The organism is Salinigranum sp. (assembly GCF_041641895.1).
GTDB lineage: Archaea > Halobacteriota > Halobacteria > Halobacteriales > Haloferacaceae > Salinigranum.
The window spans coordinates 52804-75097 of the sequence record NZ_JBEPXO010000004.1; the positions used below are offsets into that span (position 1 = coordinate 52804).

23 protein-coding genes are annotated in these 22294 nt (G+C 69.6%); 7 read left to right on the forward strand and 16 right to left on the reverse strand.

What is annotated here, in order from left to right; genetic code table 11:
* Positions 1-40 precede the first annotated feature (40 nt).
* The 4 genes from ACESK5_RS01545 to ACESK5_RS01560 form a co-directional block, all read right to left on the reverse strand.
* On the reverse strand, positions 41-709 hold the full coding sequence (locus ACESK5_RS01545) for a cytochrome c biogenesis protein CcdA (RefSeq protein WP_372909779.1): 669 nt from the start codon (positions 707-709) through the stop codon (positions 41-43).
* Position 710: 1 nt separating this feature from the next.
* On the reverse strand, positions 711-1313 hold the full coding sequence (locus ACESK5_RS01550; protein ID WP_372909780.1) for a TlpA family protein disulfide reductase: 603 nt from the start codon (positions 1311-1313) through the stop codon (positions 711-713).
* Between the two features lie 115 nt (positions 1314-1428).
* Positions 1429-1632: an HVO_2142 family zinc finger protein gene (locus tag ACESK5_RS01555; RefSeq protein WP_372909781.1), complete on the reverse strand. Its 204-nt coding sequence runs from the start codon at positions 1630-1632 to the stop codon at positions 1429-1431.
* Positions 1633-1809: 177 nt separating this feature from the next.
* Positions 1810-1959 carry an HVO_2142 family zinc finger protein gene (locus ACESK5_RS01560; protein WP_372909782.1) on the reverse strand — a complete coding sequence of 50 codons (150 nt, stop codon included), beginning with the start codon at positions 1957-1959 and terminating at the stop codon, positions 1810-1812.
* 171 nt (positions 1960-2130) lie between these two features.
* On the opposite strand from ACESK5_RS01560, the gene ACESK5_RS01565 reads away from it, so the two are divergent.
* On the forward strand, positions 2131-2367 hold the full coding sequence (locus tag ACESK5_RS01565) for a hypothetical protein (protein ID WP_372909783.1): 237 nt from the start codon (positions 2131-2133) through the stop codon (positions 2365-2367).
* Between the two features lie 238 nt (positions 2368-2605).
* Here ACESK5_RS01565 and ACESK5_RS01570 read toward each other — a convergent pair whose 3' ends face one another.
* Positions 2606-2854, reverse strand: a complete 249-nt coding sequence (locus tag ACESK5_RS01570; RefSeq protein ID WP_372909784.1) for a PRC-barrel domain containing protein — start codon at positions 2852-2854, stop codon at positions 2606-2608.
* A 158-nt stretch (positions 2855-3012) separates the two neighbouring features.
* Here ACESK5_RS01570 and ACESK5_RS01575 point away from each other — a divergent pair, with 158 nt between their 5' ends.
* Both ACESK5_RS01575 and ACESK5_RS01580 read left to right on the forward strand, forming a co-directional pair.
* Positions 3013-3681 (forward strand): helix-turn-helix domain-containing protein, encoded by a 669-nt coding sequence (locus ACESK5_RS01575; RefSeq protein WP_372909785.1) that lies wholly within the window; start codon positions 3013-3015, stop codon positions 3679-3681.
* Positions 3682-3726: 45 nt separating this feature from the next.
* Complete coding sequence (locus ACESK5_RS01580) at positions 3727-4029, forward strand: hypothetical protein (RefSeq protein ID WP_372909786.1); 303 nt, start codon at positions 3727-3729, stop codon at positions 4027-4029.
* A 60-nt stretch (positions 4030-4089) separates the two neighbouring features.
* Here the strand turns inward: ACESK5_RS01580 and ACESK5_RS01585 are convergent, their stop codons facing one another.
* From ACESK5_RS01585 to ACESK5_RS01600, 4 genes are all read right to left on the reverse strand, one after another.
* On the reverse strand, positions 4090-4386 hold the full coding sequence (locus ACESK5_RS01585) for a hypothetical protein (protein WP_372909787.1): 297 nt from the start codon (positions 4384-4386) through the stop codon (positions 4090-4092).
* Positions 4387-4398: 12 nt separating this feature from the next.
* Positions 4399-5925, reverse strand: a complete 1527-nt coding sequence (locus ACESK5_RS01590) for a hypothetical protein (protein WP_372909788.1) — start codon at positions 5923-5925, stop codon at positions 4399-4401.
* Positions 5926-5987: 62 nt separating this feature from the next.
* Entirely contained in the window at positions 5988-6704 is a 717-nt protein-coding gene (locus ACESK5_RS01595; RefSeq protein ID WP_372909789.1) for a hypothetical protein, read from the reverse strand.
* Positions 6705-6714: 10 nt separating this feature from the next.
* A complete protein-coding gene (locus ACESK5_RS01600; RefSeq protein WP_372909790.1) occupies positions 6715-7155 on the reverse strand; it encodes a hypothetical protein in 441 nt (146 codons plus the stop codon).
* Between the two features lie 351 nt (positions 7156-7506).
* Here ACESK5_RS01600 and ACESK5_RS01605 point away from each other — a divergent pair, with 351 nt between their 5' ends.
* Positions 7507-9072, forward strand: coding sequence for an ATP-binding protein (locus ACESK5_RS01605; protein ID WP_372909791.1), 1566 nt, complete (start codon positions 7507-7509; stop codon positions 9070-9072).
* A 129-nt stretch (positions 9073-9201) separates the two neighbouring features.
* On the opposite strand, the gene ACESK5_RS01610 is transcribed toward ACESK5_RS01605, so the two are convergent.
* On the reverse strand, positions 9202-11319 hold the full coding sequence (locus ACESK5_RS01610) for a PAS domain S-box protein (protein ID WP_372909792.1): 2118 nt from the start codon (positions 11317-11319) through the stop codon (positions 9202-9204).
* Positions 11320-11688: 369 nt separating this feature from the next.
* Between ACESK5_RS01610 and ACESK5_RS01615 the strand changes: the two genes are divergently transcribed.
* Positions 11689-12309 carry a GTP-binding protein gene (locus tag ACESK5_RS01615; RefSeq protein ID WP_372909793.1) on the forward strand — a complete coding sequence of 207 codons (621 nt, stop codon included), beginning with the start codon at positions 11689-11691 and terminating at the stop codon, positions 12307-12309.
* Between the two features lie 12 nt (positions 12310-12321).
* Here ACESK5_RS01615 and ACESK5_RS01620 read toward each other — a convergent pair whose 3' ends face one another.
* Complete coding sequence (locus tag ACESK5_RS01620; RefSeq protein WP_372909794.1) at positions 12322-13335, reverse strand: PH domain-containing protein; 1014 nt, start codon at positions 13333-13335, stop codon at positions 12322-12324.
* Entirely contained in the window at positions 13332-14783 is a 1452-nt protein-coding gene (locus tag ACESK5_RS01625) for a CARDB domain-containing protein (protein ID WP_372909795.1), read from the reverse strand. Before ACESK5_RS01625 ends, ACESK5_RS01620 begins: the two co-directional genes overlap by 4 nt.
* A gap of 362 nt (positions 14784-15145) precedes the next feature.
* Between ACESK5_RS01625 and ACESK5_RS01630 the strand changes: the two genes are divergently transcribed.
* Together ACESK5_RS01630 and ACESK5_RS01635 are read left to right on the forward strand one after the other, a co-directional pair.
* A complete protein-coding gene (locus tag ACESK5_RS01630; protein ID WP_372909796.1) occupies positions 15146-15973 on the forward strand; it encodes an alpha/beta fold hydrolase in 828 nt (275 codons plus the stop codon).
* 122 nt (positions 15974-16095) lie between these two features.
* On the forward strand, positions 16096-16320 hold the full coding sequence (locus tag ACESK5_RS01635) for a hypothetical protein (RefSeq protein ID WP_372909797.1): 225 nt from the start codon (positions 16096-16098) through the stop codon (positions 16318-16320).
* Between the two features lie 66 nt (positions 16321-16386).
* Here ACESK5_RS01635 and ACESK5_RS01640 read toward each other — a convergent pair whose 3' ends face one another.
* The 4 genes from ACESK5_RS01640 to ACESK5_RS01655 all read right to left on the reverse strand — a co-directional run.
* Positions 16387-17505 carry an MFS transporter gene (locus ACESK5_RS01640; protein ID WP_372909804.1) on the reverse strand — a complete coding sequence of 373 codons (1119 nt, stop codon included), beginning with the start codon at positions 17503-17505 and terminating at the stop codon, positions 16387-16389.
* 242 nt (positions 17506-17747) lie between these two features.
* Positions 17748-18704 (reverse strand): dienelactone hydrolase family protein, encoded by a 957-nt coding sequence (locus tag ACESK5_RS01645; RefSeq protein WP_372909798.1) that lies wholly within the window; start codon positions 18702-18704, stop codon positions 17748-17750.
* Between the two features lie 99 nt (positions 18705-18803).
* Positions 18804-20102 (reverse strand): MFS transporter, encoded by a 1299-nt coding sequence (locus ACESK5_RS01650; protein WP_372909799.1) that lies wholly within the window; start codon positions 20100-20102, stop codon positions 18804-18806.
* 458 nt (positions 20103-20560) lie between these two features.
* Positions 20561-22294, reverse strand: a 1734-nt coding sequence (locus ACESK5_RS01655) for a molybdopterin oxidoreductase family protein (RefSeq protein WP_372909800.1), incomplete at its 5' end; no start/stop codon positions are given.

The following is a 22294-nucleotide window of genomic DNA, read 5'->3' on the forward strand; positions in this document are numbered from 1 at the left end:
TCGGGTTCGGGCGCCGGTACGCCCGGCCCCTCCGGGTCGCTCAGAACGGGCCGACCCCGAAGACGACCACGAGGTAGTAGACGGAGACGGCGAGCATCACGGCGCCGGTGACGCGGTTGACGAGCGACCGGTGGCCGGTGAGGCTCCGCATCACGCGCGCCTGCCACCGGCCGGAGACAGCCGCCAGCGCGACCAGTGGGGCGGCGATACCGCACCCGAAGGCGAGGAAGTTCAGGAGGCTCCCGACGGGGTCGGTGAAGAGGAACGCCCGGGCGAAGAAGACGGCGACGAACCCGGGGTTGCAGGGGACGACGATGGCGCCGAAGAAGAAGCCGTAGCCGAACGCCGACGCCATCGGGTGGCTCGTCTGCGGTGGCTCGACGCTCGGGAGGAGGTGACCGAACTCGACGTCGGCGAGCAACAGCAGACTCGCGACGGCCAGGAGGCCGAACGCCACGGGCGAGACGACGCCGACGACCCGCGTCAGCGACGACTCGAGGAGCGTCGTGAACACCAGCCCCAGGCCCAGCATGAACGAGAGGACGCCCGCGGCGACGAGGACGCCCGAGAGCGAGATGGAGAGCCGCGTCTCCCCCTGGTTCGAGAGGTACGCGAGGAAACTCGGGTACAGCGGGAGGACGCAGACGGCCGTCAGCGGAGTCGCCAGTCCGAGGGCGAACGAACTCCCCAGTTGGGCGGCCGTTGCCATGCTAACACCGGTCTAACGCCGCCGCGAGGGCGTCGGCCGACTTCACGCCCCGCCCCTCGACGAGCGACACACTCCCCCCCGAACAGACAGTCACGACGGGTGCCGCCGGCGCGTTGGTGACGACGGGCCCGAACTCCTCGACGAGCGCGCGTGTCATCGACGGCGGAGCGACGGCGTAGTGCCAGTCGAACCCGTGCTCGCTCGCGTGCTCGCGGACCTGTTCGGCGTCCTCGTTCGGGTCGACGTTGAGGCTGACCGCCACGACGTCGTTCCTCCGGTCGGTGAGCACGCCCATCTCCTCCTGCTGGTTCGTGCAGACGGGACACCAGACGGCGAAGAACTCGACGAGGACCGGTCGCCCGTCGAACCCCTCGATGGAGAAGGACTCGCCGGTGGTGACGTCCGTCAGTTCGACGGCGCGCCAGTCGTCGACGGCTCCCGGCGTGGCCGTCGTCCGCTCGCCCGGTGTGGCCGTCGCTCCCCCTGTCGCCGACGTCGTGGCGTCCCCGCCGCCCGACGTACAACCGGTGAGGGCGGCGAGGAGCACCCCGACACCGCCGCTGAGTACCGTTCGCCTCGACGGACCCCCTGTCGTGGATGACATCGACACGACAGGAAGGACGCTCACCGGCCGCATAGCCGTTTTTCAAACTCTCTACCAAATCTCACTCCACTCGTCGGCGTCGGCGTCGGTGGCCGCCGTGGCCGACGGACGGGCCTCAGTCGTCGCTGGGCCGTCGGTAGCCCTCGCTGGTCGACTCGGTGACGGCCTCGGGTCCGACGAACCGGTCGTGGCGGTACTGACACGGCTCGCAGAAGAACTGGGCGAGTCCGGCCGGCTGTGTGCCGCTGAACACCATCTCGGAACCACACGCGGGGCAGTCCATCGGTGGGATCGCCGGTGGACGCTCAGGAACTATCATTACAGTCTACCCCGGAGGGCCGACGACTGATAACCTTTGCCGATACTGTAAAAACCGCCCCGGCCGGGCGGATTCGGGAAGTGACGGTCCGGCGGCGGCGCGTCGACGTCGTTTGGACGACGGGGCGACAGTACCCGTCGCGTCGCCGCGAGGGTGCACGGTCACCGAGACGACCGGTTACGTCTCGATGAGTCGGTCGTAGCGGTAGTCGCACACCTCACAGAAGAACTGCGCGAGGCCGGCCGGCTGTGTCCCACTGAAGAGCATCTCCGTCTCACACGAGGGACAGTACTGGGAGGCGACATCGTCGGGCCGTTCTATGTTCATGCGTGGTACTGTCTTGCGGGTTCGTGTATTAAATTCTATCCCTTGCTCCTCGAATTTTCTCTCGCTTTCCGTGGATTTTGTCTGTGACGTTTCGGACGAAACCACGGTCGACGGAGTTCCGTCTCCCGGACGAGCGTGGGGATTGAAACCGTCCGGGTGCGACGCGACGGTATGGACGCGACGGCCGGGTCGGCGCCCGACGGAGGGGAGACGAGCGGACTGGACCGGACCGCACTCGCCTACGCACTGCTGTTCTCGGTGCCCGTCTGGGTCGGTGTCACGGTGATGATGCTGAAGGTGACCGGCGGCCGTCCACTCGTGCTCGTCGTCGCTCCGGGATTCGCCCTCGGTGGCGGCGTCTTCGCGCTCGTCCTCCTCGCCACGCGCGGGGGGTACGACACGACGTGAGCAGCGCGTCGCTCACACCATCTCGTCCCGTTTCGCCCGCGCTCGCGAGTGACGGAGCGCCGAACCCTCCCGGGGAGAGCGCCGGGTCGACGGCGCGTCGAACGGTCACTCCTCTCTCCTCTCGTGTCTTGTCGTGTCTCGTCACTCCCCACGTCTGGACTGTCCTTCCTCTCCCTCGTCGGCTCCCCCTTCGAGCGCCCCGTGTGGCCCCACACTCCGGTGGTCACGCGCCGGCCGGTTACAGGTCGGACTTGAGTCGGACCTGGTCGTCGGTGACCGTCGCGACCGCTTCCTCCTGGAGCGGGTAGCCATCGTCGTCGTCGATGTTCTCCCACCCGAGGGCAGCGGTGATTTTCGTCGTGATGCCCGGCTCGGGGTCGACGTACGCCGTGCCGTGTTCGACTGCGCTGACGATACCAACGTCGTCTCCGTTGCCGTTGACGACTGTCTTTCCGACGTCTTCGTCGGAGAATTGGACTGATTGCATCGCGTCTTCGCATTCCGTCGCGTCCACATTGCCCGCACTGCTTGCGCGTGCGTCTGCCGTTCGCGGTGGCCTTCACGCTCGGCCGACTTTCGCCCCGTACCGAAGCTAGTGACAAGCAAGCGAAAACTTCTCGTATCTCCGGCGTCGGCCTTACGCCGATGCCAACAATCGTCTCCGGCACTATCCCCGCGGACGAGTTCGCGCTCAGCCACTCGCTGCAGACGCTCCCGGAGCTGATGTTCGAGGTCGAGCGGGTCGTCTCGAGCGGTGAGGACGCGCTGATGCCGCTCCTGTGGGCTCGCGGCGCCGACATGGAGCGTGTTCAGGAGACGCTGGAAGAGGACCCGACGACCGACCAGGTCGAACTCCTCGGAGACTTCGGCGACGAGTGGCTGTTCCGCATGCAGTGGGTGCGGCACATCGACCTGATGATGCAGATGCTCATCAACAGCGAGGCGACGGTACTCGACGCGGTCGGTCACGAGAACCGCTGGCGGGTTCGTGTGCTCTACCCCCGTCGGTCGCTCTTCTCGAAGACGCACGACTTCTGTGAGGCGCACGGACTCACCTTCGACGTCAACGCGATTCGCGAACTCGATGCGGAACCCGCCGGGCGGTACGGACTCACGAAGGACCAGTACGACGTGCTCGCCACGGCGACGTCCAAAGGCTACTTCGAGGTGCCACGCAACGTGACGCTGCAGGAACTCGCCGAGGACTTCGACGTCTCCCACCAGGCAGTCTCCGAGCGCCTGCGACGGGCGGTGAACGCGCTCGTCGAGGACACGCTGTTCGTCGGGCTCAACGAGCAGGAGTTCGACCAGTGACGCCGCCGCCAACGCTTAATACTGTGTAGTGGTACCAGTTCACACATGGCCGAGTCCGTCTGGGTCCCGCTCGTCGGTGCCACCGTGGGCGCCGTCGGGCTGGTGACCGTCCTCTTCGCGCTGTACAGCCGGAACCGCCCCTCCGCGCTGCAGGGACCGCTCGGAACCGGCGTCTCCCTGCTCACCATCACCGCCGGCGTGGCCGTCCTCCTCGTCGGCGAGGCGGCACACGGCGCGGGCGTCCTCGTCTACGTCGGCGGCGTCGTCGCCCTCGTCGGGGTCGCCCTCCTCACCGGTATCGTCGCCGCGGTCCCGCACCCGGAGGGCGACGCGGAGGCCAGTCACTGACAGGCCCCTGACGGGGCGTCCGTCCACCGATCACGAGCCGAGACCGGTCGGGCCGCCCGCTCAGCCGGCGAGGCTGAACGCCACGATCGCGGAGATGATGAACGCCGCGTACAGCGCCCCGAGCGCGAACAGCACCTTCAGGTGGTAGACGAACAGGTCGTCGGACTCCTCGTCGACCACCGTCTCGTACCGCTCCCGTTCCGTCGGCGTCGCCCGCTCCGGATGCGCCTCGACGACGTGGAGCACGCGGAAGCGTTCGCGGCGGAACGGACGCTCACAGTACGGACAGGTCGCCTCGGGGGTCTCCCCGTCGGGGACGGCGGTTTCGGGAACGACGCGGTACTGGTTCTGGTTCATGATGGTGTGCGGTCAGGTGACGGGTGCGGCGAACGGCTGGGCGACGATCCAGAGGCTCGTCATCGTGTAGACGACCATCACGACGACGAACGGGTACTGGCTCCGGATGGGCTGGAGCCGTCCGGGGAAGAGTTCGAAGGCGCGAGCGTGCGCGACCCACACGGCCAGGAGGTGACCGGCGACGACGAAGCCCAGCTGGAGGCTCCCGAACCACCCCGGCAGCGTGAGGAGCGGGACGCTCGCGGGCGCGGAGAGGGGCGCGAGTGCAAGCGTCCCGAGCGCCGGTGCGAGCGAGAGGAAGTAGCCGAGGAAGTGCGCGACGTGGTAGCCCGCGGCGATGGGGACGAGCGCGGGGGCGAACCACCCCGAGACGAACCGGGCGCTGACGTACGTCTCGGCCGTCCGACCCACGAACCGCGTCGAGACGCGGTACGCGAGGAGGAAGCAGCCGAAGCCGACGACGGCCGTGACGAGGTGAGTGACGAGCGGCGGTGTCGGCAGCGCACGGACGACGCCGTTCCACGCGGGTGTCGAGACGAGGCCGTCGTACGTCGTCACCCAGAGGAGCGCGACGACGAACGCGACGTCGTCGCGCCCCATCGGACGGGGGTACCGGACGAGCGCCGTCCCCGGGAGCACCAGTGTCGCGCCCGTGTCGGGATCGGCACCCGGGGCCGCACTCTCCCGTCGTCTCACGCCGGACTCCTCGCGCGTGTCGACGTCCGGGTCCTCCTCCTCCCGTTCGTCCGGGAGGGCGACGCCCCCGTCGTGGGTCGGTCGTCGCGCGGGGAGAGCCGTCGGACGGTCGGCCGTCGGGTCACTGCGCTGGAGCGGCGCCACGAGGCCGTAGAGTCGGAAGACGCGTGCGACGGGGTCGACCCGGTCGAACCACGGGGGGCCGTAGACGGCCGCCCCGACGAGCGTGACGAGGGTGTAGCCGGCGACGACGGCGACGAGCGTCGTCGGACGCTCGCCGACGGGGCTGACGACTTCGAGCCACACGAGCGCCAGGAGGCCGACGACGCTCGGCCACGCACCGAGCGACTCGGGGAGGTCCCGCGCGCTGTCCGACGCCGACTCCCGCACCCGTCCGACGAGCGACGAGAGCGTCAGCCAGGGATTCACGAGTGGCCAGCTGTCCGCGACGAGATACGTCGACATGGTGTAGCCGGCCCACCAGCCGACCCACACGGTCAGGACAGCGAGGTTCAACAGCGGGTCGCGCGGCCCGACGACGCCGACGACGAGGACCGTGAGGAGACCGACGACGCCGAACGCCCGGACGACCGGTACGAGACGGCGAGTGCCCCCGACGGGCAGACGGTGCCGGTAGTCGTTGACCTCCCTGATGACGTCGTGGTCGGTCACGAACGTGGCGAAGAGGAACGAGGCGGCGACGATACCGCCACCCGTGACGACGACGAGCCAGAACGGCGCCTGAGCCGACTGGAGCGACCCGCTGAGCGAGCCAGCGTGCGCCAGTACCGGCTGGGTGAACCACACGAGGACAGCGAGGCTGCCGACGAGCGCGCCGGTCACGCGTGCGTCCGAGGACCGTCGCCGTCCGAGGGGAGAGGTGGGAGGCATCGGCCAGACGGTCCTCACGACGCCCCACCGAGACTGGGTCGCAGCGCCAACAGGAGGACGCTCCCGACGAAGACGGCTGTCGAGAGGTCGACCGAGAGTGTCGAGAGCGCGGCGACGACGCCCGCACCGCCGACGAGGCCGGCCGAGAGCGACCCCACAATGGGGAGCGTACAGCTCAGACAGGAGCCGAGGCCGAGCAGACCCGAGACTGCGGCGCTCGCGAGGTCACAGAGGGCAGCGTACACCAGATACGACAGCGCGAGGTAGCCGACGACGCGGAAGGGGACGAGGTTGAGCGTGACCCCCGCCCCGGCGTAGCCGACGCGGGGCCCCCACCCCGGGACGGTCATCGTCACCTGGAGCCCGCGGACGTGTGCGTGGGTGTGCCCGTGTGCGTGGTGCCCCGCCGTGCCGATGAGGCTGGCGACGTCGACGCTCACGAGTCCGGCGAGTCCGGCGAGGACGAGGAAGTAGAGTCCGGCGAGGACGCCGGCAACGACCTGCGCCCGGCGACTCGCGGGCCGCGGCGTGACGTGGACGACGCCGACGACGCCGACGTTGATCCAGACGAACGGGTAGAGCAGGTAGCGAAGCGACCCCACATCGGTGTTCGAGAGCAGCAGGTAGCCGACGAGACCGGCCGCCTCGACGGTGACGAGGAGCGTGAGCCACCACAGTTCGGGCCGCTGGAGCCACTCGGTCCCGGGCGAGACGCGCGTCTGGTGTCGCATCGGCGGCGGCTCAGAACATCCCCATGAGCTTCGCCACGAGGACGAGGATGAACGCCAGTCCGAGCACCCACGACCCGAGCGCGGCGGCGGCGGCGTTCCCGAGGCCACGACCCCGTGCGGCGATGAACGTCCCGAAGAAGAGGTAGCCGACGGCGACTGCTCCGCCGGCGACGACGAGGACGACGCCGCCCAGTTGGACGGTCGACTCGGAGACGCCACCCCCGACGAACGCCAGCGTCGCGCCGCCGAAGACGGCGATGGCCGCGACGAACGCGAGTATCCACACCGTCGGATTCTCGGCCAGGTCGACCAGTCCGGCGCGGCCGCCCCTCACGGTACCCCCGAGTGGTGCGGGCGTGTACTGCCGCCACCCGCGGCCGCTCAGGAAGACGACCGTCGCGACGAGCACTACCCCCGTCAGGACACTGAGAAGGAACGTCGATTGAGCCATGTGAACAACCCTCTATAACGATTGATTATTCTACACCAGGATATAAATCGTTCGGCGAGCGGGGTCGGCCGCTGCGTCTGACGCCCACCCGGCCTCGGTCGGACCGTACGGCCACCACGTGCAGGTGGCGAGGACACTGCGCCCACGACAATATATATGCTCGGCAGTCCAAGGCGGTAGACAACGTGTACGGGAACCACCATCCCCGTCGCTCCGAGACGGGACCAGTCGCTGGTGTGGACCGCCACAGATGACCGCCGCAACCGTCGGTCGGGGGGTCCCTCCCCGTCGCGGTCACGGTCCCTCCGGCGCTGTCGTCCGAGGCCGCCGACGGACGACCGGAGGGCTGCGATGAGCTCGGCGACGACCCGTTCCCTGCTGGACGCGCTCTCGGACCTCTTCTTCGTCTTCGACGAGGACGGCGAACTGGTCGAGTGGAACCAGACGGCAGCCGAGGTGACGGGCTACACCGACGCGGAACTCCGCTCGATGTCCCCGCTCGACTTCTTCGAGGGCGAGGACGTCGACGCGATCGAGCGTGCGGTCCGGGACGTGTTCGAGACGGGAGAGGCGACCGTTCGGGCGGACCTCGTCGCCGCCGACGGCGAGCGAACGCCGTACGAGTTCAGCGTGTCGCGGCTCGTCGACGCGGACGGCGAGCCGGTCGGGTTCGCCGGTATCGGCCGTGACTTCTCCGAGACGGCACGCGAGCGCGAGCGACTCCGCCGGCGCGAGCAGACGTTGCGGACGATGCACGAGGTAATCGCCAACCGGGACACGGCGTTCGAGGAGCAGGTCGAGGCGCTGCTCGAACTCGGCCGGGCGGAGGTCGGCGTCGACTACGGCACGCTCTCGCGTATCAGCGGCGACGACTACGTCTTCGAGGTGGTGAGTGCGGACGACGAGGCCATCGAGGCCGGCGACGTCATCCCCGTCTCCGTGACGAACTGCGAAATCGTCGCCACGACCGAGGAGACGTTGGTCGCCGGTGACGTGGGCCGCGACGTCGCCGACGCGGACGAACGGGCCGGCTACACCGAGTGGGGGATCGAGTGCTACCTCGGTGCGCCCGTCTTCGTCGACGACGAGGTGTACGGCACCTTCTGCCTGTACGGGACGACCCCACGGACCGAGCAGTTCTCCGAGTGGGCGGTGACGCTCGTCGACCTGATGAGTCGGTGGGTGAGCTACGAACTGCAGCGGCAGTCGACCCGCGAGCGCCTGCAGCGGCAGAACGAGACGCTCGAACGGTTCACGTCGATGGTCTCACACGACCTGCGGAGCCCCCTGAACGTCGTGGACGGGTCGCTCGAACTGGCCGAGCGGACGGGCGACGCCGAACACTTCGCGCGGTGTCGCCGGGCCGTCGAGCGTATGGACGCGCTCGTCGGCGACCTGCTCTCGCTCGCCCGTGCCGGGATGGAACTCCGCGAGCAGACCGACGTCGAACTCGGGAGCCTCGCCCGCGAGTGCTGGCAGACGGCGCCGACGGCCGAGGCGACGTTACGGGTCGAGACCGAGGCCGTCGTCCGTGCCGACGAGGGACGCCTCCGGCAGCTCCTGGAGAACCTGTTCCGGAACGCGGTCGAGCACGGCTCGACGGGCGCCGCTGACGCCGACTTCGGCGCTCACGCGGACGCCGACTTCGGCGCTGACGACCCGGCCGAGGGCAGCGTGACGGTGAGCGTCGGTGACCTGCCGGACGGCTTCTTCGTCGCGGACGACGGCCCGGGCATCCCCGAGTCGGAGCGCGAGCGCGTCTTCGAGAGCGGCTACTCCTCGCAGCGGGAGGGGACCGGCTTCGGACTCGACATCGTCCGGCGCGTCGCCGACGTCCACGGCTGGGAGGTGACGCTCACCGAGAGCGAGACGGGCGGGGCGCGTTTCGAGTTCACCGGCGTGACCCGCTCCGAGTAGTGCACTCCGTGCAACCAGTCTGCTGACTCTCAGTACCCGGCCCGACGGGCGACTCCCGGACTGGTCGTGGCTCTCCGTCTGGGCGCTCGACGTCCCGTTCTCACCATCCGGGGCGTCGCCCGGGACGGCTCAGTCGACGATGTCGACGCCACGGAACTCGAACTGCGCCCCGCCCGTCTCGCTCTCGGCCGCCGCCACCGTCCATCCGTGTGCCTCGGCGATGCGCCGGACGATGCTCAGGCCGAACCCCGTGCCACCGGCCGAGGACTTGTGTCCCGGCTCGAACACCGTCTCACGTTCCGATGCCGCGATGCCCGGTCCGTCGTCGGCGACGTAGATGCCGTCCTCGCCGAGCCGGCCGACGCGGACGGTCACGTCCGGCCCACCGTGGGTGATACTGTTGCTGAACAGGTTCTCGAAGACGTGTCTGAGCCGGTCCCGGTCGCCACGGACGGTGAACTCGTCGTCGACTTCGAGGGTCGCGTCGGCCACGTCCACCGTGCCCCAGCACTGGCCGACCAGTCCGGTGATGGACATCGACTCGGTCTCCGCGACGGTCTCGCCGTGTCTGGCGAGGGTCAGCGTGTCGTCGACGATGGCCTCGATTCGCAACAGCGACCGCATGAGGGGCGGGAGGTGTCCGCTCTCGGACTCCTCTTCGAGCAGCTGGACCCGCCCGAGCGCGACGCTGAGCGGGTTGCGGATGTCGTGTGAGATGACGCTCGCGAACTCGTCGAGTCGCTCGTTCTTCCGGCGGAGCTCCTGCTCGTACTCGACCTGTTCGGTCACGTCGCGCGCGATCCCGACGATTCGGGTCACCTCGCCGTCGACGACGACGGGTGCGAGCTTCGTCTGCCAGGTCCGCGCGCCACCGGGGAGCGCCAGCACCTCCTGGTAGGTGATCGGCTCCGCCGCCTCGACACACCGACGGTAGTTCCGCGCGACTTCGGCGCCCGTCTCGGGACCGAGCGCCTCCCGCGGCGTCTTCCCCTTCAGCTCCGCCGTCGTCAGGCCGGTCTGTGACTCGTGTGCCGGGCTCAGTCGGGCGTACCGGAACGTGACGTCGTCGCCGTCGGACTCGACGTCGATGAGGAAGATGGCGTCGTCGGCGTTGTCGAAGACGGCGCGGTACTCCTCGGTGAGCGCCGCCCGCTCCTGTTCGCGCCGTTTGCGCTCGGTGATGTCGCGGGTGACGACGACGACGCCCTCGACGTCGCCGTCGTCGAGTCGGTTCACGCAGGCCGACTCGAGCCACACCCACGTCCCGTCACCCCGTCGGCCCCGGTACTGGACGACCTGGTCCTCCTCGGGGTTCGCGAGCGCCCGTTCGAACGCCCGCTCGGCCGCGTCGCGGTCGTCGGGGTGGATGCGCTCGAACGCGTCCCGTCCGACGAGGGTCTCCGGTGGGACGTCGCCGGTCCGACCAGCCGCCCCGCTGGCGTACCGGATGACGCCGTCGCTGTCGACGACGCTGGTCGTGTCGGAGCTGTTCTCGACGAACGCGCGGAAGCGTTCGAGTTCGCGCTCGCGCTCCTTGCGCTCGGTGATGTCCTGGAAGACCCCGCGGAGCACCGTCCCGTTGGAGTCGTCGCCGACGACCGCTCCGCGGGTTCGCACGTCGCGCACCTCCCCGTCGGTTCGCACGATGCGGAGGTCGAGGTCGTACCGCTCACCGTCCTCGACGGCCGCCGTGATGACCTCGCGGTCGTCGGGGTGGTAGAACTCGATGGCCTCCCCCACCGTCGGCTCGTACGACGCGTCCACGCCGTGGATGGCGCGGACGCCGTCGGACCAGGTCAGCCGGTCCGCCGCCGGTTCGTACTCCCACACGCCGACGTCGGCGAGTTCCTGGACGCTGTCGAAGAGGTACTCCTGTCGTTCGAGTTCGCGCTCGCGCTGCTTCCGGTCGGTGACGTCGATGAGCGTCAGCGACAGGCCGCCGTCGTCGTCGGGGTGGGCACGGACCTCGAACCACCGGTCCCGCTCGGCGTCGTACCGTTCGAGCGTGGTCGGCCGTCCGTCCGCCATCGCCGCCTCCAGTTCCTCCTCGACGGCCCGTCCGTCGTCGAACGCCTCCCCCACCCTCGTCCCGCGCAGCGACTCCGGCGTCCGGCCGAGTATCGTCGCCGCCGCTTCGTTGACGGCGGTGTACCGGAGGGCAGCGTCCAGTGCGGCGACGCCGTCGGTGACACGCTTGAGCGCGTCACGGAGGAGCAGACTCCCCTCGGCTGAATCCTCCCGTTCCATGTAGTGCGTTGAGGGCGCGCGAGAATAAGCTTAAGTGAGACTGAATGACACGACCGACGGGAGGAGCCGGTCCGTCGGTCGGCGCTCGCTCCTTCACCTCGTCGCTCACGCCGTGTAGGGGTCGATGCCGTCTGCGCTCCGTCAGCGCGCGCCGCCACCCGGTATCCGTCCACGGCCCTCGCCGACAGCCGTCGTCCCGCGCGCGTAGTGCACCAACGCCCGCGAAACGCCGTCGTCGGGGCGTCGTGCGCCGTCCGTGTCGAAGACGCGACCAGGACCACGGTCCGTGTCGGTCGGACGTCTGACGGAGGTTCAAGTACCGGTGGGCGGTAGCTCCCCGCACGCGTCCCGGGAGAGACACGACAGACGATGGGTATCCTCACACGACTCAGATCCTTCCTGTTTCCGGACTCGGCGCCGGCGGTCATCGGGCTGTACGGTCCGCCGAACGCCGGCAAGACGACGCTCGCGAACTGCATCGCTGCGGACTGGGCCGACGTCACCGTCGGCGAGGCGAGCGAGGTCCCTCACGAGACACAGCGCGCCCAGCGCGCGGAGGATATCGAGATCGACCACGAGGCGGGGAGCGTCACGGTCAGCGTCGTCGACACGCCCGGCGTCGCGACAGAAGTCGACCACGCCGCCTTCTTCGACCACGGCCTCGACGAGGCCGACGCGCAGGAACGTGCCCGCGGCGCGACCCGCGGCATCGGCGAGTCGATGCGCGTCCTCCGCGAGGAGGTCGGCGGCGTCATCTACGTCCTCGACGCGACGACGGACCCCCGCGCACAGGTGAACGACATGCTCCTCGGTATCGTCGAGAACCAGGGACTCCCGCTCGTCGTCGTCGCCAACAAGGTGGACCACGCCGACGCCGACGCCGATGCCGTCGTCGACGCCTTCCCGCACCACGACGTCGTCCCCGTCTCGGGGCTCACCGGCGAGAACACCGAGGCGCTGTACACGGCCATCGCGGAGCGGTTCGGCTGACTCGGTTCTCGCTCACTCCGACGAGTTCCCCTCCGCGTCCGCGTCCGTCTCCGACGGGTTCTCCCGCTCTCGCCCCGGAACCCCGGTGAGCGCGGTGGGCGGGTCGGAGGGGAGTTCGCCACCCCCGCCACCGACGTCGACGACGACGTCGTCCTCGTCGGCGACCGGTTCGGTTCGCCGCTGTCGGCTGGTGTCGGTCGCTTCGGCGGGTGAGCCGGTCGTCTCCGCCTCGGGGACTGTGTCGGCCGCGTTCGCCTCGGTGGGCGAGTCGGCCGCGTCCGGTTCCGCGGACGAACCGGTTGGTGCGTCGGTCGACTCGGAGTCGGTCACCGTCGCCTCGCCCGTCGGCGTCTCGTCGACGCGGTCGAGTCGGTCACGAATCGTGTCGGCGAACTCGGCCGAGTCGTACACCGACCGGACCGTGACCGACAGGTCACCGCTCGCACCCGCCCGGACGGCGACGTTGCCGAGTCCGAAGAGGGCCTCCCACGCCGACTGCCGTTCCTCGACGGCGCGGACCTTGTCGAGCGGAATCTCGGTCCGCACCAGCGACAGGAACCGGTACTCCTCCAGCATCCGTCGGTTCGTGAGCAGGTAGGTCGTGAGGGTGTTCCGCCAGTACTGGTGGAGGCCCGTCGACAGCAGGGAGAGACCGACCCCGAGTGCCACGGTGGGGTAGACGAGCGGCCGTTCGGTGGCGTACAGCACGAACAGCCCCGCCGCGAGGAACGGCACCCCGGCGAGCGCCTTCGCGAGCGCGCTCCGCTGGGCGGGGTTGCGGTCGGCGACGACCCACTCGTCGGCCCGCATCGTCGGTCGGTCCGGCATCGCGACGAACTGGACGTAGACGCCGAAGCCGGCGACGAACAGGCCGAAGACGGCCAGCGCGGCGCCGGCAGTCGGTGGCACGGTTGGCTGGGTCGCCGTCAGGGGGTACTGTGTCTGGAACGCGAGGAGGTAGCCGCCGACGACCACGAACGGGAGGCTGAGGAGTGAACTCCAGACGGCCGGGAGGCCGCGCGTCATCGTCGCCCCCGGTACATCTCGTAGACGATTCCGAACCCCGAGAGGAGGACCCCCAGGAGTGTGAGCGACATCTCGTCGAGGGGGCTGCCGCCACACGCGCTGAAGAACCCGCGCTGACAGGTCGCGTCGCCGTCGGGGGTCACCGTCGCCGCCGGCGTCGGCGTCGGGGCGGTCGGTGACGGGGCTGGTGCGGACGCGGCCGTCATCGCCGTCACGGTGAACGTCGGGTGCGGCGTGGTCGGTGTGGCCGTCCGCGTCGGGGCGTGGACGGTCACGGGTCGCGTCACGAGCGACTCGTCACCGACGCGGACGCTGTGGGTCGTCCGCTGCGACGACAGCGGCACGGCCGCCCGCCTGACGTCGTCGTACCCCGCCCGGAAGCGTATCGTCCGCTGTTCGCTGATGGGCACGCGGACCCACTCGGTCTCGACGACCGACCCGTCGACCCAGTAGGCCACCTGCCCCTCGAAGTGCGCCGTGTCGACGTTCCGCACCGTGAGGGTCACTCCGTGTGCGTCGCCGGGGCGGACGTCGTCGGCCGTCTCGAACGACTCGACTGCCAGCGACGACGCGTCGGCGCGCGGTCGCTCGACGACCCGGACTGCACCACCGGCGCGGTCACCGCCGGTGACGACGGCGTGGTCGGACGTCGTCTCGTGGTCGACCGGACCGACGACCGCTTCGACGTCCGCGAGCGACACCCGGAAGGCGACCTGTCTGGTGTCGTTCCCCGCGACGGTGACTGCCCGCTCGGTGACCGCCCGTCCGGCGAACGTGTAGGCTACCTCCCGCGTGACCGCGACGTCGCCGGGGTTCTCGACCGACGCGAGGACGAGGTACGGTTCGCCGTGTGACACCTCGGTCGGCGCCTCGATTCGGACGACGGCGAAGTCGACGTCGGGCGTCACCCGGACCCGGGTCGCGACGCCCGTTCCCGACTCGTTCCGGACCGCGTGGACGTGGGTCCCGGGTTCGACGGGGCCGTGGACCGCGGCGACGTCGTCAGTCGAGACGGTGAACGTGACGAGCGTCGTCGCGCCCGGGTCGAGCGTCGCTGTCGTCGTCGCGACGGTCTCGCCGTCGAACGAGTACTGCAGCGTCTCGGTGCCGCGTGCCGTCCCGCGGTTCGTGACGGCGGCCGCGACGGTCAGGCTCTCGCCCAGCCGGACGCGCGACGGGCCCGAGAGGTTCGCGACGGCGAACGACGGCTCACCCGGCGTCGTGGTCGGGGTGGTGTTCGTCGACGGCGCCGGTTCCGTCTCGTTCGACTGCGTTTCGGTCGACGACGCTGCGACTGTCGCGCCGCCCGTCGCCTCACCGGGACTGTGCTCGGTCCGGGTGGTCGACGACTCCGCGGTCACGGGTGTGACCGCGAGCACGACCAGCGCGAACACGCACACGAGCACGACCACGACGAGGGTGGAGGGTCGGCCGTTGCTGGGACGCATGGTCGACCGGACCCGTCGCCCACTCATAAGGCCGCGGGACCCCGTATCAGAAGTGATATCATAGTTCTGATAAGATTCGCGGAACGTCTCCACCTCGCGTCTTTCTCGACTGAGTGGGGGTCTCCCACTGGCGTCCCAGTCCGACTCCCGGAGGCACCTCGGCGTCGGGGCTCGCCCCGCCACGTGACGGGCCTCGTCACTCCCGTCCGCCGCCGGGCGCGCGACCGACGCACTGCCGGTCTGTCGGCGAGGTGACGTTTCCAGACGTCGGTGTCGACCACCGTGGGGCCCGTCCGACGCACTGCCGGTCCAGCCTCCGAAGCACAGGAGCTAATGTCGTGGTGGGAGCCAGTTGAGGTGTCGTGCCCTCCACCAGCCTGCACGAACCGTCGACGACGGAGACGCACCGCCTCCCGGACGGCCGGACGCTGGCGTACGCGCTCGCCGGCGACCCCGACGGCGCGCCGGTGCTTGTCCACCACGGTACGCCCGGGTCGCGCCTGTTCGCGGCGCTCCTCGACGCCGCCGCCCGCGAGGTCGGCGCGCGACTCGTCGTGCCGGACCGCCCCGGCTACGGTCGGTCGTCGCCGCCGCCGGCCGACTGGGACTGGTCGGACTGGCGGACCGACTGTACCGACCTCCTCGCGACCGAGTCGTTCGGTGACGTCTCGACGCTCGGCTTCTCCGGCGGCGGACCGTTCGCGCTCGCCTGCGCCCGGAGTGACCGGGTGACGCGGGTCGGCCTCGTCGGTGCGGTGGTCCCGCCGTTCGAGGGTAGTCTCGCGACGCTCGCACGGGTGCCGTTCGCGCTCCGCGCGCTCTTCGGCGTCTCGTCCCTGCTCGCGTCCGTCGCCGGCCCCCGTCTCGTCGTCGGCCAGTACACCGACCGCGACGTCACCGACGCCGTCGCCGAGGCCGTCGGCGACGACTTCAGCGAGGCGCTCCGGCAGGGAGCGCGCGCACCCGCCCGCGAGAACCGCCTGTTCGCGACGACCGGGCTGGAACCGCTCCGGACCGTCCCGCTCCGCGCGTGGCACGGGACGCGGGACGAGAACGCCCCGGTCGGTCCCGTCGAGACGTTCGTCCGCGAGACGGGCGGGACGCTGCGGACGCCCGACGCAGACCACCTCGGCACCCTCCTCGACTGTCGCCGCGCGGCGCTCGGGTGGCTCGTCGGCGACGGGGCGTGAGCACGGACGACAGACCGCGAGGCCGGGCGACACGCCCCGCTCTCGGCCGTCGGCCGCGGGGTCGAACTCGTCCGGACGGACCAGCGTCGGAGTTATATATGCTATGTGGTGTCTAGTACCACATGGCCCAGATACACACGTCGGGGGACGTCGAACTGGGGCCGAGCGGTGCTCCCCTGTGTGACTGTGGGGCCGAGATGGAGCCGTTCATCTCCGGGACGCGGCGGACGGGCGGACTGTTCAGTCCGTCCGTCGAGTACCGGCTCTACACCTGCCCGCAGTGCGGCGACGGCTGTCGCCTCGAGCGCGCTCAGGACGAGTCGGAGTGGCATCCGCTGACCCGGTGACGACGTCGCCCACCGGTGGTGAAGCCGCCGACCACGAGGGTGACCCCCCTGCGACGCCGCCCGCGCTCAGCGCCACACGAGCACCGCCGCCACGAGGAGGCAGGCCGCGAGGCTCCCGAAGGCGGCGGCGTACCCGACAGTCGTCGCGGCGACGCCGACGTACGCGGGGCCGACGGCGCTCGCGCCGAGGAAGAGCGCCCGCGCCGCACCGAGGTCCGCGCCCATCCCGTCGTCGGGTGCCGCGTCCATCACGATGGCGTCGGCGAGGGGGAACTGCGTCTTGTAGCCGACGGCGAGGACGAGCGTGCTCGCCCAGACCAGGAGCGACGCGTCGACGAACACGAGCGCCAGCAGCGCGAGCGCCGCCGTGCCCATCCCGGCGGCGGCGACGTCCTGTCGCCGGAACCGGTCCGAGAGGTCGCCCGCCAGCGGTTTGACGCCGAAGCCGACGACGAACACGACGGCGAACGTCGCCGACGCGAGCCACTCCGAGAACCCCTTCGTCGCCGCGAGGTACGCCGGGAAGAACGTGATGAAGCCGCCGACCATGAAGTAGAAGAGCGCGTACGCGGCGAGCGTCCGACGCTGGCCGTCGGTGGCGACCAGCCGACGGACCGTCGTCGCCAGTTCGAGATCGGCGCGTTCGACGCGGTACGGCTCGTCCGACCACCGCACGAACAGCAGGGTGAGCAGGGCGAGGGCGGCCGCCACCGGGAGGAACGGCGCGCGCCACGCCGCCGTCGAGAGGACGACCACCGCGACGCCCGACGCGAGGAGGCCCCCGGCGTCGGTCCCGGCCGCGAAGACGCCGAGCGCCCGCCCGCGGCGTTCGACGTAGCGGTCCGATACCAGTGCTCGGGAGGGGATGGCGAAGAGCCCCTTGCCGAGGCCGACGACGACTGCCGCGACGACGAACGGGAGGTACGACGTGGCCGTCCCGAACAGCAGGAAGCCGACGACCAGGACGACGAGTCCGGGGACGATGAGTGTCGTCCGTGTCAGCTGGTCCGAGAGCCGCCCGCTGGGGTACTGTGCGACGGCGTAGACGCCACCGAGCGCCGTGAACGCGAGGCCGGCCGTCGCCTCAGTGATGCCGAGGTCGGCGATGATGGCCGGGAGGAGCGGCGAGAGGACGAACCGACCCCCCTGGACGATGGCCCACCCGGCCGAGAGCGTGACGAGCAGTCGGCCGGCCTCACCGCCGGTCAGGCGCTCCGTTCGTCCCGACCCTCGTGTTCGACTGTCCACGTGCCCGCTTCGGCGGGCCGGCGGTTTGACTCTGTGTATTCGTCCCGACTTCCTCGCCGTCCCCGTCGCCATCGCCTCGCTGGGACGGACGCGAGAGGCCTCGTCGTTCAGACGCCGCTGGCTCGTCGGCCGAACAGCCAGTCACCCGTCCGGACGACGGCTACCGCGCTCGCTACGTGTTACGACTTCAGCGTCTCGTCGAGGAAGGCTAGCGTCTTCGACCACGCGTCGCGCGTCGCCTCGGGCTCGAAGCTCTGCCCGCTCGGGTTGGCGAACGCGTGGTTGGCGCCCTCGTAGACGTACACCTCGTGTTCGACGCCGAGGTCGTCGAGCGTCTGGTTGAACGCCCGGACGTCCTCGACGGGGACGACCCGGTCTTCGGAGCCGAAGATGCCCAGCACGGGCCCGTCGATGCGCTGGAGCGTCTCCTCGTCCGTCGCGAGCGTGCCGTAGTAGATGACCGTCGCGTTCAGGTCGGCGTCGCTGAGGCTCAGCTGGAGGCTCTGTCCGCCGCCGAAACACCACCCGAGGCTGGCGACCTGGTTCGTCGTGTCTGCCCGCTCTCTGAGTCCGGAGACGGCCGCGCTCATCTTCGCGACGGCCTCGTCGGGGTTCTCTCTCACCTGTCCGGAGAGTCGGGCCGCTTCCGAGGAGTTGGTCGCCACCTCGCCGTCGTAGAGGTCGACGGCGAACACCACGTAGCCGTGACCGGCGAGGATGTCGGCCATGTGCTCGATGTTCTCGTTGAGGCCCCACCACTCGTGGATCAGCACGACCGACGGATAGGTGCCGTTGTCGGCGGGCCGAGCGAGGTAGCCGGGCGTCCCGCCGATGGTCGTCTCCTCGGCCGTGATGGCCGAGAGGTTCTCCGCGCTGAATATCTCGGCGTTCTGCCCCGACACGGCGACCGTACAGGTGCCGTTCTTGTTTATCTCCCCGGGCTGACAGCCCATGTGTGGCGTCTGTGTGGACGACGTCCCGGCCGCCGATCCGGCCGTCGGTGTCGTCGTCGCTGTCGATGCCGGCGTGTTCGTCGGTTCGTCGGTCGCGGGGGCGTCGGTGACCGTCCCGCCCGTGCCCGAGCACCCGCTCAGGAGGACCAGGGCGACGACCAGTACCGTGAGTGTCGTTCGCATTTCATGTCCGGTAGGGAGGTCCGAGCATAACCGTTCCGGCCGGGTTCGACCCGGACGAACCCCGACTCGCCGGGAAACCACTCGTCCCGTGTGAGCGCCTCAGTCGTCGGTGACCACGGCCGAACTCCCTCGGGTGACGAACCCGTCGTCGGTGGCCCGCTCGGCGATGTGTGGCTGGAACACCCAGCCGGCCAGGAGGATGATGGGAATCATCGAGACGGCAACCACGGCGTAACCGGTGTGGAGGTTCGGCAGGAAGGGGGCGGAGTACACCAGCGGATAGACGATGCCGCCGACTGTCCCGACGCCGCCGACGACACCGGCGACCGACCCGGAACTGTTCGGGAACATGGCCGGGACCTGCGCGAAGATGGCTCCTTCGGCGAACGCACACCCCATGCCCACGAGGAACCCGACGCCGACGGCGAGCAGCACCTGGCCACTCAGGCCCGCGAGGGTCATCGCGAACATCGTCAGGACGACGAAACACAGCGAGACGAACGTCCACTGTTCGCGGTACCGACCGGTGAAGACCGGGAGGATGTCCCGCTCTCTCCGTGCCAGCAGGTCGCTCACGTACCCACCGATCGGGCGCAACAGTCCGGCCGCGATGGAGAACGTCGCTGCGAACGTCGAGGCGAGCACGAGGTTCTGGGTGTCGAACCCTTCGCGGTAGTAGGTGGCGAGCCAGCCGTTCATCGACAGTTCGAGGCCGAAAGTCATCACGTACCCCATGGCGAGAAGGACCGTCCCGTACCGCGTGGCGGTGAAGACCCACTCCTTGGCGGTCGCGCTCTCTTTGGTCGCCTGTCGCTTCTCGGTCGACTTCGCGGCCTCCCCGAAGACGTAGTAGACCACGGCGAGTCCGATGGCGACGACCCCGGTGTAGAAGAACGCGGCCCGCCAGTTGACGTCGAACAGCGGGCCGCTCCACCCGGTGCCGAAGACGCGTGGCAGGACGAGCGCGCCACCTGCCGCGCCCGCGTTGCCGATCCCGGCGTAGATGCCCTCGGCGGTCCCGAGTTCCTCCGCTTCGAACCACTCGGAGACGTGCTGGATGCCGATGACGAACGTGATTCCGGCCGTCGCCACGATGAGACGCGTCCCGAAGAAGACGGCGTAGGACTCGGCGAACGCGCTCCAGATGGAGAACACGCCGACGTACGTGAGGACGATGGCGAAGACGACCGGCGCACCGAACTTGTCGGAGAGCCACCCGGTCAGTATCCGACCGAACGGTGCGAGCCAGATGGCCGCACTCGCGAGGACGCCGATTTCCGCGAGCGAGAGCCCGAACTCCTCGGCCATCGGCCCGGTGAAGGGCGCGAACGAGAACCAGATCAGGAACGAGAAGTTGAACCCGACCGTCGCCAGCAGCAGCGTCCGATACTTCGTCATCCTGATCGGACTCTTCACGACCGGACACCCCCCGTCGGAGAGGGCCGACGCCCGCCGTGTGACACCACGTCGTGTGCGTCGCCGACCGACGCCCGGTTCGACCACTCCCCGAGCGACTCACGTTTCGTTTCCCACACGGTTCGCGGATTTGGGCTCGAAGTTTCGAGTTTCAACACGATTTTGGGGTATATTCGAGTAGCTAATAAGCTATACGATTGACAAATGCGTATATTTGGAGTGTATGGATTCCGTTCTGGTCAAAGTGCGTTCCGAGTGCGATTATTTCTGCGATGTGGTGGTGAAATGAAAGTCGTGCATCTTCTCGCTGCTGAGGTGGAAGAACGACATCAGGAGCGAACGAAACGAACGATAATTAGGAATCTGTTCACCAGAGTCGGTCGCTGTCGGTACGGATGGCTCTCGGTCTCGGGGTGCGTCGAAGAACGGTCTCCGGCCGACTATCTCGGCAGGACGAGTTCTTCGGTCTCGGACTGAGACCGCTCGGGGACCCGGAGCCCGACGGCACACTGTTTGAAGTTGGGTTCGGCCGACTCGGGGTCGACCTCCGAGAGGGTCAGTTCGTTGGCCGCCGCGTTGTGGATCGAGAGCCAGACGACGCCGGGCGGGACGCCGTCGGTGGGGGCGACGTCGACCGTCACGCGGGACCGACGGGATTCGAGCACGGTCCGGCCGCGGTCGAGGACGTTCAGATGCTCCGCGATGGTCTCCGGATGCATCCGCGCGGTCGGTCGACCCGCGTCGTCGCCGCGCGTCCGGACCCCCGTGTTGTACACGCCGGAGAGTCGGCCGGTCGTCAGCGTGAGCGGGTACTCCTCGTCGATCGGTTCGGGGACGCGCTGGTGGGTGACGGTGGAGAAGTGCGCCCGGCCGGAGTCGGTGCGGAACGACCAGTCGCCGTCGTCGTGGTACTGGTAGCCGCCCTGGCTCTCGGTGTCCGGTGCGGGCCACCTGACCGCGAGTTCGTCGGCCAGTCGGTCGTAGGTGATGCCCGAGAGGTCCGCCGTCGTGCCGGCCGTCACCCCGCGCAGTTCGTCGAACACCGCTTCGGGGTCCAGCGGCGGTTCGGCGAACAGGTCGGGGTCGATTCGGTTGCCGATGGTCGCGATGATGTCGACGTCCTGTCTGACCGCGTCGGGCGGGTCGGTCGCTGCGGTGACCCGGGAGACCCGTCGCTCCATGTTGATGGTCGTACCCTCCGACTCGCCCCACGTCGCCGCCGGGAGCACCACGTCGGCACACTCGACGGTGTCCGAGTGGAAGGCGTCCTGCACCACGAGGAACACGTCGTCGAGCGCGCGTCTGACGTGACTCGCGTCGGGCATCCCCGCGACGGGGTTCGTCGCCACCGTCCAGCAGACGTCGATTTCGCCCCGGGCGAGTTCGTCGACGATGCGGACGAATCCGGGCCCCGGTGAGTGCGGCAGGCGACTGAGGGGGACGTCCCACGTCTCCGCGACCACCTCCCGGTTGGCCGGTTCGTCGAACGTCCGGTGGCCGGGCCAGGTCCCTTTCGAGGCACACACGCGGTTCCCCATCGAGTTGGCCTGCCCGGTCAGCGAGAACGGGCCGGTGCCGGGGCCGAGGTTGCCCGTCGCCAGGCACAGATCGATGAGCGCCCGCGCCGTGCCGGTCCCCTGGATGCTCTGGTTGACGCCCATCCCCCAGTACACCAGCGTGGGGACGTCGAGCACCGACGCCAGCGTCTCGACCTGCTCGACCGGTACGTCCGCCGTCGCCGCCGCCGCCTCGACGTCCGGGAGGGTCTCGACCGTCTCCTCGAAGCCCGCCGTGTGGGCCTCGACGAACGCGGTGTCGACGGCACCGGCCTCGACGACGGCCGCCAGCACCGCCCGGGCCAGCGCGAGGTCGGTCCCCGGTTCCGGCTGGACGTGGACGTCGGCGGCCCTGGCAGTCTCCGTCTCGATCGGGTCGACGACCACGAGTCGGCCGTCCTCCTCGTCGGCACTGTTCGTGATCCAGCGGTGCAACACCGGGTGGGCGACTGCCGGGTTGGCGCCCCACACGAGGTGCGTCTGTGCCCTCGGCACGTCGTCGTACGTCGGCGGTGGGGCGTCGCTGCCGAACGCCTGGTAGTACGCGGTGACGGCCGAGGCCATACACAGCGTCGTGTTCGCGTCGTAGTAGCGGGTACCGAACGCACCACGGGCGAC